This is a genomic window from Streptomyces sp. NBC_01264, assembly GCF_026340675.1.
Classification (GTDB): domain Bacteria; phylum Actinomycetota; class Actinomycetes; order Streptomycetales; family Streptomycetaceae; genus Streptomyces.
Map to the genome: position 1 here is coordinate 6,024,163 of NZ_JAPEOX010000001.1, position 13,662 is coordinate 6,037,824.

Sequence of the window (13,662 nt, forward strand, 5' to 3'; positions counted from 1 at the left end):
GTGACCCGGATCGTGATCATCGGCGGCGGACCCGGCGGGTATGAGGCGGCCCTCGTGGGGGCCCAGCTCGGCGCGGAGGTGACCGTCGTGGACTGCGACGGTCTGGGCGGCGCGTCGGTGCTCACCGACTGCGTGCCCTCCAAGACTCTCATCGCGACCGCCGAGGTCATGACGACCTTCGACTCGTCGTACGAGGAGCTCGGCATCGTCGTCGCGGACGACACCCCGCACATCGAACAGGCCGCGCGCGTCGTCGGCGTGGACCTCGGCAAGGTGAACCGGCGCGTCAAGCGCCTGGCGCTCGCCCAGTCCCACGACATCACCGCCTCGGTCACCCGGGCCGGCGCCCGGGTCGTACGGGGCCGCGCCAAGCTGGGCGGCCCGCAGGGCATCGACGGCACGCGCGACGTCATCGTCACCGCGGCCGACGGCTCGGAGACGATCCTCACCGCCGACGCCGTGCTCATCGCGACCGGCGGCCACCCCCGCGAGATCCCCGACGCGATGCCCGACGGCGAGCGGATCCTGAACTGGACCCAGGTCTACGACCTCGATGAGCTCCCGGAGGAGCTCATCGTGGTGGGCTCCGGCGTGACCGGCGCCGAGTTCGCCGGCGCGTACCAGGCCCTCGGCTCCCGGGTGACCCTCGTGTCCTCCCGCGACCGCGTGCTCCCCGGCGAGGACCCGGACGCCGCCGCCGTGCTGGAGGACGTCTTCAGGCGCCGCGGCATGAACGTCATCGGCCGCTCCCGCGCCGAGTCCGCCAAGCGGGTGGGCGACCGGGTCGAGGTCACCCTCTCCGACGGCCGGGTCATCAGCGGCACGCACTGCCTGATGGCGGTCGGCGCGGTGCCCAACACCAGCGGCATGAACCTGGAGGAGTCCGGGGTCAAGCTCAAGGAGTCCGGGCACATCTGGACCGACAAGGTCTCGCGCACCTCCTCGCCCGGCGTGTACGCGGCCGGCGACGTGACCGGCATCTTCGCCCTCGCCTCGGTGGCCGCCATGCAGGGCCGCATCGCGATGTACCACTTCCTCGGCGACGCGGTGGCCCCGCTGAACCTGAAGACGGTCTCCTCGAACGTCTTCACCGACCCCGAGATCGCCACCGTCGGCTACACCCAGGCCGACGTGGACTCCGGCAAGATCGACGCCCGGTGCGTGAAGCTCCCGCTGCTGCGCAACCCGCGCGCCAAGATGCAGGGCATCCGGGACGGCTTCGTGAAGCTGTTCTGCCGTCCGGGCACCGGGATCGTCGTGGGCGGCGTGGTGGTCTCCCCGCGCGCGAGCGAGCTCATCCACCCGATCTCGATCGCGGTCGACAACAACCTGACGGTCGAGCAGATCGCAAACGCGTTCACCGTGTACCCCTCGCTGTCCGGTTCGATCGCCGAGGTCGCCCGCCAGCTGCACACGCGGAAGGCCTCCGGCGAGGCGTAAGTACCGATAACGGCCCTTGTGTGCAAGGGCTTTGGAGTCAACGGTCGGCCCGTCGCGGAGCAGGTGCGCGGCGGGCCGACCGCGTATACCACTAACTGCCTCACGGTACGGACAACTTCGGAATTCCGGCGCAAGGAGCTGAAAGCAGACGGTCACCCGGGTTACTGTCAGTTTCGTGTTCGCTGCAGAACGTCGCCAATTGATCCTCGAAATGGTGCGGGCCAACGGAGCGGTTTCGCTCCGGGAGCTCGCCCGCGTCGTCCAGACCTCCGAAGTGACCGTACGGCGGGACGTGCGGGCACTGGAGGCAGAAGGACTCCTCGACCGCCGGCACGGCGGTGCGGTACTGCCGGGCGGTTTCACGCGTGAATCCGGCTTTCCGCAAAAGTCCCATCTCGCGACGGCGGAGAAGACCGCCATCGCCGATGTCGCGGCCGGACTCGTCGAAGAAGGCGAGGCCGTGGTCGTCGGCGCCGGCACCACCACCCAGGAGCTGGCCCGCCGGCTCGCCCGGGTGCCCGGACTCACCGTCGTGACCAACTCGCTGCTCGTCGCACAGGCACTGGCCCATGCGAACCGGGTGGAGGTGGTGATGACGGGCGGAACCCTGCGCGGGTCCAACTACGCGCTGGTCGGCAGCGGTGCCGAGCAGTCCCTCCAGGGGCTGCGGGTCTCGCGGGCCTTCCTGTCCGGCAGTGGCCTGACCGCCGAGCGCGGGCTGTCCACGTCCAACATGCTCTCCGCGAGCGTGGACCGGGCGCTGGTGCAGGCCGCGGCAGAGGTGGTGGTCCTGGCCGACCACACGAAGCTCGGGACGGACACCATGTTCCAGACCGTGCCGACCGATGTGATCACCCGTCTGGTGACGGACGAGCCGCCACCGCACGACGACCGGGCCGGTACGGAGCTGCAGGCGCTGGCGGACCAGGGCGTGCAGATCACCGTGGCCGGAGCGAGTGCCTCCGGCGGTGGCGAGGGGATGGCCGGGCGTCGCCCGCGCCGGGAATCCCCGCTCCCCGTCCAGCGGCGGGGCGGGCCGACGGCCCAGCTCCGCAGCGCGGGACCGTTGCACGAGCAGCAGGCGGAGCGTGCGCGGGTGGCGGACATGCGGCGGCGCTAGGTCGTCTGCGGCGCCGTTGCCGGGGGCCAGCCCCCGGACCCCCGCTCCTCAAACGCCGGAGGGGCTGAAAAGATCGCCTCAAACGCCGGCGGGGCTGGATAAATCCAGCCCCGCCGGCGTTTGAGGCGTGGGGTCTGGGGCGAAGCCCCAGGGGCTTTTCAGCCGCGCCCGGGGTTCCGGGGCGCGGCCCCGGAACCCCGGCCGAGGACGTCAGTCCTTGATCTCGCAGATCGCCGCGCCGGAGGTGAGCGACGCTCCGACCTCCGCCGCGAGGCCCACGATCGTGCCCGAGCGGTGCGCGTTGAGCGGCTGTTCCATCTTCATGGCTTCGAGGACGACGATGAGGTCGCCCTCGTTGACCTGCTGGCCTTCCTCGACCGCGACCTTGACGATCGTGCCCTGCATGGGCGAGGCCAGGGTGTCGCCGGAGGCCGCCGGGCCGGACTTCTTCGCCGCGCGGCGCTTGGGCTTCGCGCCGCCCGCGGCCGCCGTGCGGGCCAGGGTCATGCCGAGCGAGGACGGGAGGGAGACTTCGAGGCGCTTGCCGCCGACCTCGACGACCACGGTCTCGCGGCCCGGCTCGTCCTCGGAGTCGTCCGCGGAGGGGACCACGAACGCGGGGATCTCGTTGACGAACTCGGTCTCGATCCAGCGGGTGTGGATCGTGAACGGGTTCGCGGTGAAGGCGGGGTCGACGACGACCGCGCGGTGGAAGGGGATGGCGGTGGCCATGCCTTCGACCTCGAACTCGGCCAGTGCGCGGGCCGCCCGCTGCAGGGCCTGCTCGCGCGTGGCACCCGTAACGATGAGCTTGGCGAGGAGGGAGTCCCAGGCGGGCCCGATGACCGAACCGGACTCCACCCCCGCGTCCAGGCGGACGCCCGGGCCGGTGGGCGGGGCGAACCGAGTGACGGTGCCCGGAGCCGGCAGGAAGCCGCGGCCCGGGTCTTCGCCGTTGATGCGGAACTCGAAGGAGTGGCCGCGCAGGACGGGGTCCCCGTAGCCGAGCTCCTCGCCGTCCGCGATGCGGAACATCTCGCGGACCAGGTCGAGGCCGGTGACCTCTTCGGTGACCGGGTGCTCGACCTGGAGGCGGGTGTTGACCTCGAGGAAGGAGATGAGGCCGTCGGCGGAGACGAGGAATTCGACGGTTCCGGCGCCGACGTAGCCGGCTTCCTTCAGGATCGCCTTCGACGCGGCGTACAGCTCGGCGTTCTGGGCGTCCGTCAGGAACGGCGCGGGGGCCTCCTCCACCAGCTTCTGGTGGCGGCGCTGCAGCGAGCAGTCACGGGTGGAGACGACCACCACGTTGCCATGTGAGTCGGCCAGGCACTGGGTCTCCACGTGGCGCGGCTTGTCGAGGTACTGCTCGACGAAGCACTCGCCTCGCCCGAACGCGGCCACGGCCTCGCGCACGGCGGAGTCGTACAGCTCGGGGACCTCTTCGAGGTTCCGGGCGACCTTCAGACCGCGGCCGCCGCCGCCGAAGGCGGCCTTGATCGCGATCGGCAGACCGTGTTCCTTGGCGAACGCGACGACCTCGTCCGAGCCGGAGACCGGGTCGGGGGTGCCGGCGACGAGCGGGGCGCCGGCGCGGAGCGCGATGTGGCGGGCGGCGACCTTGTCGCCGAGGTCGCGGATGGCCTGCGGGGGCGGGCCGATCCAGATGAGGCCCGCGTCGATGACGGCCTGGGCGAATTCGGCGTTCTCGGAGAGGAAGCCGTATCCGGGATGGATGGCGTCCGCACCGGAGTCGGCTGCGGCCTGCAGGATCTTGGAGATGTCCAAGTAGCTGGCGGCCGGGGTGTCACCGCCCAACGCGAAAGCTTCGTCGGCCGCGCGGACATGCGACGCATCCCGGTCCGGGTCGGCGTAGACGGCTACGCTCGCGATCCCGGCATCCCGGCAGGCCCGAGCAACGCGGACTGCGATTTCGCCACGGTTGGCGATGAGCACCTTGCGCACGATGGCTCCCTCCTTGAAACAAGCTGAGTTTAGGGACAGCCCACACGGCCTTTCGACCCTTCCCCGGTGGTGACCTTGCCCACACGGACTGTGATCCGAGTCGACCCCGGGTCGATAAAACCCTTGTGGCGCCCCAAGTCAGGGGGATCCCCGACTGCACAGTAACCCTGCCGTGTGTCCGGGGTCTCTGTTCCCCGGGTCAGCGGGCCGGGGTGATTCTTTGTCGAATCCCTACGAACGGCCCATGCATTCGTTGCACGGGCGCCGTGTCGCCACCGGGGCGCCGCCGTACGGCAGCGCGACCGTAACGAAGCGACCCCGGCCCCTTGTCCCAAGGTTTACCCGTTAGTAGCCTCCAGGCGTCGAGCGGGCTTGTGCATGCGGGGTGGGGGCGTCGTGGCTGGTGTGGGTGGCGTGGGTGGCATGGTGCTGCGGAGATCCGTGGCCGGAGCGACCGCGGTCGTACTCGTCGTGGAGGCGGCGGTGCTCGGCTTCGTCCACCTCGTCCTCGGGCGGACCACCGAGAACCAGTCGATGTCCATCGCGGGCGCCGATCCGGATGTCATGTCCAAGGCAACCTATGCGCTGGGCGCCGGCATGGCCGCGTTCCTGCTCGCCTGCGCCGTGTTCCTCCTCGTCGCTGCGATCCGCGACCGGGCCCCGGGCGCCTTCGCGCGCGTGCTCCTCATCAGCGCCGCCATCGTCCACGGACTGCTAGGCGCCCTCGTCGTCGGCCTGGTGGGCTGGGGCGCCTTCGCGGTGATGATGCTGATCCTCTGCCTGCTGGTGCTGAGCCTGACGCTCTACGCGGCCAAGGGCGCGGGCGGGGCCGGCAGCGCCGCGAGCGGCCCCGTGGAGGGCTCCAGCGGCCCCCAGGGCGGCTTCGGAGGCCCGGGCGGGCCCGAAGGCGGGCCGCGCGGCGGTGGGGCCGGTGGGGCCACTGGTGGGCCCGACGGTGGTCGCGACGGCGGGTCCGGCGGCGGGCCCGACCGCGGCCCCGGCGTCCGGGACGCGGCGCCGGGTCACCCGCTCGCGGACTTCGGGGACTTCGGCAGGGTCGGGGACGTCAAGCCCACAAGTCCGTGATGGACACGCCCAGTTCGGCCAGCAGCGAGCGCAGCAGCGGCATGGAGATCCCGATCACGTTGCCGTGATCCCCGTCGATCCCCTCGATGAACGGGGCCGACAGCCCGTCCAGGGTGAACGCTCCCGCCACGTGCAGCGGTTCCCCGCTCGCCACGTACGCCGCCACCTCCGCGTCCGTCGGCTCGCCGAAGCGGACCGTCGTCGACGCCGTGGCTGAAACCTGGCGGCCGCTCGCCGTGTCGATCACGCAGTGCCCGGTGCGCAGCACCCCGGCGCGCCCGCGCATCGACTTCCAGCGGGCCGTGGCCTCCTCGGCGTCCGCCGGCTTGCCCAGCGCCTCGCCGTCCAGCTCCAGCACGGAGTCGCAGCCGATCACCAGGGCTCCCGCGGCCTCGTCCAGGGCCGCCACGACGGCCGCCTTCGCCTCGGCCAGCGCGAGAGCGAGCTCGGAGGGGGAGTCTGCGGTGAGGGCGTCCTCGTCGAAGCCGCTCACGATCACGTGCGGGGCGAGCCCGGCCTGCCGCAGCAGGTTCAGCCGGGCGGGCGAAGCGGAGGCGAGGACGAGGGCGTGGCGGGGGGCGGCAGCAGTCATGCCCGCCATCGTAGGGGCGGCCCGGGGGGCCCGGCTCGCGGCGTCAGAAACCGCCCACGCCCAGTACGTACACCACGACGACCATCGCGATGACGACGATCACCGTCATCCGCCGGACCATCGCCTCGGCGTCGCGCATGTCCTTGGGCGGCTCGTTCTTCGGGTCTGACCAGAGCATGCTCCGATCCTGACCCCGAGCACTCCTGTGGCGCCTGAGTACGGGTACTCAGGCGCCACGGGCAGTTCACGCCATCTTCATTTCCGCTCCGTACGTCCCGCCACGACTACGCGGGCCAGTACGTACGGCCCCACGCGCCCGGACCGGGGCGCGGCAGGGTCCGCCGGGCCACCCGGCCCGGCGCCGCCCACGCGTCGCCCACCCGCGCCGCGCCCGACGGCTCCGACGCGAGGGCCGCCGCGCGCGCTCGGACCACCGCCAGTGCGGCGGCCAACTCCTCCGGGGTGGGGTTCCCCTTGACGACCTTGATCACCACGGGACTGCCTCCTAGCGTCCTACCAGCGTCCTAGAGCGGGATGTTGCCGTGCTTCTTCGGGGGCAGGGACTCGCGCTTGGTGCGCAGCTGCCGCAGCCCCTTCACCACGTGCGCCCGGGTCTCGGACGGCATGGTCACCGCGTCGACGTAGCCGCGCTCGGCGGCCGTGTACGGGTTCAGCAGCGCGTCCTCGTACTCGGTGATGAGCCGCGCCCGGGTCTCCTCGGCGGTGCCGGCCTCCTCCGCTTCGGCGATCGCGCGGCGGTGCAGGATGTTGACCGCGCCCTGCGCGCCCATGACGGCGATCTGCGCCGTCGGCCAGGCGAGGTTCAGGTCGGCTCCGAGGTGCTTGGAGCCCATTACATCGTAGGCACCGCCGAACGCCTTGCGCGTGATGACGGTGATCAGGGGGACGGTCGCCTCGGCGTACGCGTAGATCAGCTTGGCGCCGCGCCTGATGATTCCGTTGTACTCCTGGTCGGTGCCCGGCAGGAAGCCCGGCACGTCGACGAAGGTCAGCACCGGGATGTTGAAGGCGTCGCAGGTCCGGACGAACCGGGCCGCCTTCTCGGAGGCGTCGATGTCCAGGCAGCCGGCGAACTGCATCGGCTGGTTGGCGACGACCCCGACCGGGTGCCCCTCGACGCGGCCGAAGCCGGTGAGGATGTTCGGCGCGAAGAGCGACTGGGTCTCCAGGAACTCCGCGTCGTCGAGCACGTGCTCGATCACCTTGTGCATGTCGTACGGCTGGTTCGCGCTGTCCGGGATCAGCACGTCGAGCTCGCGGTCGCTGTCGGAGACCTCGGTGTCGGCCTCCTCGGGGAAGGCCGGGGGCTCGGAGAGGTTGTTCGACGGGAGGTAGGAGAGGAGCGACTTCACGTACTCGATGGCGTCCTTCTCGTCACCCGCCATGTGGTGTGCGACGCCGGACACACTGTTGTGCGTGCGCGCCCCGCCCAGCTCCTCGAAGCCGACGTCCTCGCCGGTGACGGTCTTGATGACGTCCGGGCCGGTGATGAACATGTGCGAGGTCTGGTCGACCATGACCGTGAAGTCGGTGATGGCCGGGGAGTACACGGCGCCGCCGGCGCACGGGCCGACGACCAGGCTGATCTGCGGGATCACGCCGGAGGCGTGGACGTTGCGGCGGAAGATCTCGCCGTACATGCCCAGCGCGCTGACGCCCTCCTGGATGCGGGCGCCGCCGGAGTCGTTGATCCCGATCAGCGGACAGCCGGTCTTCAGCGCGAAGTCCATGACCTTCATGATCTTCTGGCCGTAGACCTCGCCCAGGGCCCCGCCGAAGACGGTGAAGTCCTGGGAGAACAGGGCGACGGGCCGCCCGTCGACGGTCCCGTAGCCGGTGACGACGCCGTCGCCGTACGGCCGGGTCTTCTCCAGCCCGAAGTTCGTCGACCGGTGCCGGGCGAACTCGTCCAGCTCGACGAAGGACCCCTCGTCCAGCAGCAGGGCCACCCGCTCACGCGCCGTCAGCTTGCCCTTGGCGTGCTGCTTTTCCACCGCCCGCCCGGACCCGGCGTGCGTGGCTTCCTCGACGCGGCGCTGCAGATCCGCGATCTTCCCCGCGGTGGTGTGCATGTCGATCGGCTCTGACGGTTGTGACATCGGGGTCGCGGCTCCCTGCGTGGTGTCAACTGCCTGGTGACTTACTTGGTTTTTACTAGCTACTGGTGCGTAGCGTATCGGCGGGCATGGCGCTCGGCGGTGCGGCGTTTGACACACCTAATGTGGCTTGCATGACGCCATCAGATGCATCAGGCGGAGCTTCGAACGGAGCTCCCGCGGGCCGTTGGTCGAGTCTGGACCGGCCGCCCTTGAACGTTGCCGCGCTGCAGCGGGCCCTCGTGACCGGTGAGGGGCTGTGGAGCTCGCTGGAGGTCGTGTCCTCCACCGGGTCCACCAACAGTGATCTCGCCGCCCGGGCCGCGAAGCTGCCCGAGGGGGCCGTCCTCGTCGCCGAGGAGCAGACCGCCGGGCGGGGCAGGCTGGACCGGAGCTGGGTCGCGCCCGCCCGGTCCGGACTGTTCTTCTCCGTGCTCCTGAAGCCCGGGCCCTCGGTGCCGCAGGAGCGGTGGGGCTGGCTGACGCTGCTGGCCGGGGTGGCCACGGCCACCGGGCTCTCGCGCGCCGCCGGGGTGGACACCGCCCTCAAGTGGCCCAACGACCTCCTGGTCACCGTCGACGGTGAGGAGCGCAAGACCGGCGGGATCCTCGCCGAGCGCGTGGGCGACGGGGTCGTCCTCGGGATCGGGCTCAACGTGACGCTGACCGACGCCGAGCTGCCGGTGGACACCGCCGGGTCGCTGGTCCTGGCCAAGGCCACCGTCACCGACCGGGACCCGCTGCTCAAGGCCGTACTGCGCTCCCTGGAGCAGTGGTACGGAAACTGGCGCGCGGCCGGCGGCGATCCGGCGGCCAGCGGCCTGCAGGAGACGTACGCGGCGGGCTGCGCGACCCTCGGCAAGCACGTGCGGGCCGAGCTGCCGGGCGGGCGCACCCTCACCGGGACGGCCGAAGCGGTGGACACCGACGGGCGGCTCGTCGTACGGACGGCCGAGGACAAGCACGAGGCCGTGGGGGCGGGGGACGTCGTCCATCTGCGGTCCGTGCGGTAGCCCGCGGGGGACCGCCCCGGGTGACGGAGTAGGGGAGTGAGCTACGGCACACCTGCCGTATGGTTTAGGCGATCCCGGTCCCACGGTGATCACCCGGTTCGGCAGTGCGCACGGCAATGGACAGGAGGCGGCCCTTGACCGTCGACGACCCTCGGTCCAGCGCGCCCGCCCCCGGCACGACGACGGGCGGCTCCGGCAGCTCCGGCAGCTCCGGCGCTTCGGGCGGCACCTCGGGCGGTTCGGGAGTCCACGCCACCCCGATCGGGCGCGAGCAGCACACTCCCCACCACGAGGTCGACCACACGGCGCAGCCGACGGCCGACCCGCTCGCCATCCGCCTGGAACAGCTGATCCTGGGCGCCGAGCGCCGGTACACCCCCTTCCAGGCGGCCCGTAGCGCCGGGGTCTCGATGGAGCTCGCCTCCCGCTTCTGGCGGGCCATGGGCTTCGCGGACATCGGCCAGGCCAGGGCCCTGACGGAGGCCGACGTACTGGCGCTGCGCCGGCTCGCCGGCCTCGTCGAGGCCGGGCTGCTGAGCGAGCCGATGGCGGTCCAGGTGGCGCGGTCCACCGGGCAGACCACGGCCCGGCTCGCGGAGTGGCAGATCGACTCCTTCCTGGAGGGGCTGACCGAGCCGCCGGAGCCGGGGATGACCCGCACGGAGGTCACGTACCCGCTGGTCGAGCTGTTGCTGCCGGAGCTGGAGGAGTTCCTCGTCTACGTGTGGCGGCGCCAGCTCGCGGCCGCGACCGGGCGGGTCGTGCAGGTGGCGGACGACGAGGAGATGGTCGACCGGCGCCTCGCGGTGGGCTTCGCCGACCTGGTGGGCTTCACGCGCCTGACGCGGCGGCTGGAGGAGGAGGAGCTCGGCGAGCTGGTCGAGTCCTTCGAGACGACCTCGGCGGACCTGGTGGCGGCGCACGGCGGCCGGCTGATCAAGACGCTGGGCGACGAGGTGCTGTACTGCGCCGACGACGCGGCGACGGCGGCGGAGATCGCGCTGCGGCTGATCGAGACGATGGAAGCCGATCCGCAGATGCCGGAGCTGCGCGTGGGCATCGCCTTCGGGACGGTGACCACCCGCATGGGCGATGTCTTCGGGACCACGGTGAACCTGGCCTCGCGGCTGACGTCGATAGCCCCCAAGGACGCGGTCCTGGTGGACGGCGCGATGGCCCAGGAGCTGGGCCGCACGGGCGCGGCGCCGGTCTCGGAGAAGGAAGCGGAGAACGAGGAGGGCGGCGGCACCTACCGCTTCGCGCTCCAGCCGATGTTCCAGCGCCCGGTGCGTGGTCTCGGCGTCGTCGAGCCCTGGTCGCTGACGCGCCGGAGCCCTAAGATCCCCGGATAACGTTCGTTAACCGGGAGGGTCCCTGTGTCCGAGTTCGTGGTTGTGCACCGGCATGAGGGCGGGGTCGCCGAGCTGGTTCTGGACCGGCCCAAGGCGATGAACGCCGTGTCGACCGAGATGGCGCGGGGGATCGGTGCCGCCTGCGCCGAGCTCGCCGCGGACCCGGCGGTACGGGTGGTCGTGCTCTCCTCGACCGCCGAGAGGGCGTTCTGCGTGGGCGCGGACCTCAAGGAGCGCAACTCCTTCTCGGACGCCGAGCTGCTGCGCCAGCGGCCCACCACGCGGGGTGCGTACGGGGGAGTGCTGGAGCTTCCGATGCCGGTGATCGCGGCGGTGCACGGGTTCGCGCTGGGGGGCGGCTTCGAGCTGGCCCTCGCCTGCGACGTCATCGTCGCCGACGAGACGGCCGTCGTCGGGCTGCCCGAGGTGTCGGTCGGGGTGATCCCGGGCGGCGGCGGTACGCAGCTGCTGCCGAGGCGCGTGGGGGCGGCGCGGGCGGCGGAGCTGATCTTCACCGCGCGGCGGGTGGAGGCCGCGGAGGCGCTGGGCCTGGGCCTGGTGGACTCGGTGGTGCCGGCGGGGACGGACCGCGAGGCCGCCCTGGCGATGGCGGCGGCGATGGCGGCGAACTCCCCGGTGGGGCTGCGGGCGGCCAAGCGGGCGCTGCGGCTCGGGCACGGCATGGATCTGGCGGCCGGGCTGGAGATCGAGGACGCGGCGTGGCGGACGGTGGCCTTCTCCGGGGACCGGGCCGAGGGTGTGGCGGCGTTCAACGAGAAGCGGAAGCCGGAGTGGCCCGGGGTGTGAGGTGCCGGCGGGGCCGGCGGGCCGGCTGCCCCTACGGTCACCCGGTGTGATCTTGATGCCACCGAATGTCGCGCCAATTGTCACTAAATCGGACAAAACTCCCTAACCTGGGGTGATGGGTGTTGACGGGCGGCTTCGAGCCGTTGTGGGCCTCGCGCAGGCCATGGCCGCCGCGTGCGCGCCGCGGGACAGTGTGCGGGCCGCCGCGCGCGGGGCGAGGCTGGCGATGGACGGATCGTTCGCCGCCATCTCCGCGTGGGAGCGGGAGCGGGGGCGCCTGCGGGTGCTCGTGAACGAGGGGGAGCGCCGGGACGGGGAGGAGGAGTTCCCCGAGGACGAGTCGTACCCCGTGCACGATTTCCCCGAGATCACGGAGTTCCTGCACGAGCGCTGGGTCGGCGGGGGCGGGCCCCACGCCTGGGTGGACAGCGCGGTCGGGGACCGGCCGGGACGCCGCGGCGATGCGCTGCGGCGGCGCGGGCGCGGTACGTGCGTGGTGGCCCCGATCGTGCTGAGCGGGCGGGCCTGGGGCGAGCTGTACGTGGCCCGGGACGAGGGCATGGCGGACTTCGACGAGGACGACGCGGAGTTCGCCACCGTGCTCGCGGCGGTGATCGCGGCCGGGCTCGCGCAGAGCGACCGGCTGGAGGAGGCCCGGCGGCTCGCCTTCACCGACCCGCTGACCGGGCTGGCCAACCGGCGGGCCGTGGACATGCGGCTCGACGAGGCGCTGGAGGAGCACCGCAGGGGCGGGGCCGAGGTGGTCGTGAGCCTGGTCGTCTGCGACCTGAACGGCCTCAAGAAGGTCAACGACACCCTCGGGCACGCGATGGGCGACCGTCTGCTGGAACGTTTCGGCTCGGTGCTGAGCCTGTGCGGGGCGATGCTGCCGGGTGCGCTGGTCGCCCGGCTGGGCGGGGACGAGTTCTGCCTGGTCAGCGTGGGGCCTTCGGCGGACGAGGTGGTACGGGTCACCGAGGAGGTGTGCCTGCGGGCCGCCGAGCTGGAGCTGGGGGAGGGGGTCGCCTGCGGGGTCGCCTCCACGGGGGACCCGATCGGGCCGGTGAAATCGTCCCGGCGGTTGTTCCGGCTGGCGGATGCGGCGCAGTACAAGGCGAAGGCGGCGCGGTCGGCGAAGCCGGTGGTGGCGGGCCGGGACACTGCCGTGGTCCGCCTCGCCGACGCGGAGCCCGGCGGCCCGGGCGACCGCCGCCGCTTCCGCGGCCGGGCGTAGCCGGGGCGGGGCGTAGCCCTGGCCGGGCAGCCTTGGCCGCGGACCCGGCCGGGCCTGTGCCCCGCCGCGGCCCCGGCCCCGCCGCGGCCCCGGCCCCGCCGCGGCCCCGGCCCCGCCGCGGCCCCGGCCCCGGACCGGCCCCGGCCCCGGACCGGCCCCGGCCCCGGACCGGCCCCGGCCCCGGACCGGCCCCGGCCCCGGACCGGCCCCGGCCCCGGACCGGCCCCGGACCGGCCCCGGCCCCGGACCGGCCCCGGCCCCGGCCCCGGACCGGCCCCGGCCCCGGACCGGCCCCGGCCCCGGACCGGCCCCGGCCCGGACCGGCCCCGGCCCGGACCCGGGCCCGGCGTTCGGCCCTGGCCGGGCGGGCGGCCCGGCCCGGCGCGCGGGCCCGGCCCCGCCTCGGCGCGCGGCCCCGGTCCCGGCCTGCCGTGCGGCCCCGGGCCCGCCTCGGCGTGCGGCCCGGCCTCGGTCGGCGATCCCGCCCCGGCGTGCGGGCGAGGCCGGGCTGCGGGTGTGCCGCTGCGCGGGGCGGAGTTCCCCTACCCGCCCTTCGCCCGTTCCCCGGGCTCCGCCCGGACCCGCGCCTCAAGCGCCGGCGGGGCTGGGTGGGTCCCCGGGCTCTGCCCGGACCCCGGTCCTCAAACGCCGGACGGGCTGAAGGACAGGGGGTACCGGGCTCCGCCCCGGACCCCCTGGGGCTCCGCCCCGGACCCCGGTCCTCAAACGCCGGACGGCTGGATTGGTGCGGGCTTCGCCCCGGAGACCGGTTCTCGCTTCGGCGGGGCTGGAGTCGGTCGGGCCGACTCATGCAGCCTCGTCGGCGTTTGAGGCGCGGGGGTGCGGGGGCCGGCCCCCGGAACGGCGCCGCCGGCGGGGTCGGGTCCGGGGCGGAGCCCCGGGGAACGGGCGAAGGGTGGGTAGGGGATTCCGCCC

At 73.0% G+C, this 13,662-nt stretch carries 12 protein-coding genes; 7 read left to right on the top strand and 5 right to left on the bottom strand.

Annotated elements, in window-relative coordinates; translation table 11 throughout:
* Both OG435_RS28315 and OG435_RS28320 read left to right on the top strand, forming a co-directional pair.
* A complete protein-coding gene (locus tag OG435_RS28315) occupies positions 1-1,440 on the top strand; it encodes an NAD(P)H-quinone dehydrogenase (protein ID WP_266880759.1) in 1,440 nt (479 codons plus the stop codon).
* Between the two features lie 175 nt (positions 1,441-1,615).
* A complete protein-coding gene (locus OG435_RS28320; RefSeq protein ID WP_266880760.1) occupies positions 1,616-2,560 on the top strand; it encodes a DeoR/GlpR family DNA-binding transcription regulator in 945 nt (314 codons plus the stop codon).
* A 210-nt stretch (positions 2,561-2,770) separates the two neighbouring features.
* Here the strand turns inward: OG435_RS28320 and OG435_RS28325 are convergent, their stop codons facing one another.
* A complete protein-coding gene (locus tag OG435_RS28325) occupies positions 2,771-4,525 on the bottom strand; it encodes an acetyl/propionyl/methylcrotonyl-CoA carboxylase subunit alpha (protein WP_266880761.1) in 1,755 nt (584 codons plus the stop codon).
* A 423-nt stretch (positions 4,526-4,948) separates the two neighbouring features.
* Here OG435_RS28325 and OG435_RS28330 point away from each other — a divergent pair, with 423 nt between their 5' ends.
* Positions 4,949-5,611 (top strand): hypothetical protein, encoded by a 663-nt coding sequence (locus tag OG435_RS28330; protein ID WP_266880762.1) that lies wholly within the window; start codon positions 4,949-4,951, stop codon positions 5,609-5,611.
* Here OG435_RS28330 and OG435_RS28335 read toward each other — a convergent pair.
* The 4 genes from OG435_RS28335 to OG435_RS28350 all read right to left on the bottom strand — a co-directional run bounded on the left by OG435_RS28335 (position 5,592) and on the right by OG435_RS28350 (position 8,323).
* On the bottom strand, positions 5,592-6,212 hold the full coding sequence (locus tag OG435_RS28335; protein WP_430625700.1) for a Maf family protein: 621 nt from the start codon (positions 6,210-6,212) through the stop codon (positions 5,592-5,594). The genes OG435_RS28330 and OG435_RS28335 overlap by 20 nt on opposite strands.
* 34 nt (positions 6,213-6,246) lie before the next feature.
* Positions 6,247-6,381 (bottom strand): morphogenic membrane protein MmpB, encoded by a 135-nt coding sequence (mmpB, locus tag OG435_RS28340; RefSeq protein WP_266880764.1) that lies wholly within the window; start codon positions 6,379-6,381, stop codon positions 6,247-6,249.
* A 106-nt stretch (positions 6,382-6,487) separates the two neighbouring features.
* Positions 6,488-6,697, bottom strand: coding sequence for an acyl-CoA carboxylase epsilon subunit (locus tag OG435_RS28345; protein ID WP_266880765.1), 210 nt, complete (start codon positions 6,695-6,697; stop codon positions 6,488-6,490).
* A gap of 30 nt (positions 6,698-6,727) precedes the next feature.
* The gene (locus OG435_RS28350; RefSeq protein ID WP_266880766.1) at positions 6,728-8,323 is read right to left on the bottom strand and encodes an acyl-CoA carboxylase subunit beta; all 1,596 of its coding nucleotides are present in this window, start codon (positions 8,321-8,323) and stop codon (positions 6,728-6,730) included.
* A gap of 131 nt (positions 8,324-8,454) precedes the next feature.
* Between OG435_RS28350 and OG435_RS28355 the strand changes: the two genes are divergently transcribed.
* The 4 genes from OG435_RS28355 (at position 8,455) to OG435_RS28370 (ending at position 12,726) form a co-directional block, all read left to right on the top strand.
* Positions 8,455-9,333: a biotin--[acetyl-CoA-carboxylase] ligase gene (locus OG435_RS28355; protein WP_266880767.1), complete on the top strand. Its 879-nt coding sequence runs from the start codon at positions 8,455-8,457 to the stop codon at positions 9,331-9,333.
* 134 nt (positions 9,334-9,467) lie between these two features.
* Positions 9,468-10,685 (top strand): adenylate/guanylate cyclase domain-containing protein, encoded by a 1,218-nt coding sequence (locus tag OG435_RS28360; RefSeq protein WP_266880768.1) that lies wholly within the window; start codon positions 9,468-9,470, stop codon positions 10,683-10,685.
* Between the two features lie 24 nt (positions 10,686-10,709).
* The gene (locus OG435_RS28365) at positions 10,710-11,492 is read left to right on the top strand and encodes an enoyl-CoA hydratase/isomerase family protein (RefSeq protein WP_266880769.1); all 783 of its coding nucleotides are present in this window, start codon (positions 10,710-10,712) and stop codon (positions 11,490-11,492) included.
* Positions 11,493-11,607: 115 nt separating this feature from the next.
* Positions 11,608-12,726, top strand: coding sequence for a GGDEF domain-containing protein (locus OG435_RS28370; protein WP_266880770.1), 1,119 nt, complete (start codon positions 11,608-11,610; stop codon positions 12,724-12,726).
* Positions 12,727-13,662: the final 936 nt, after the last annotated feature.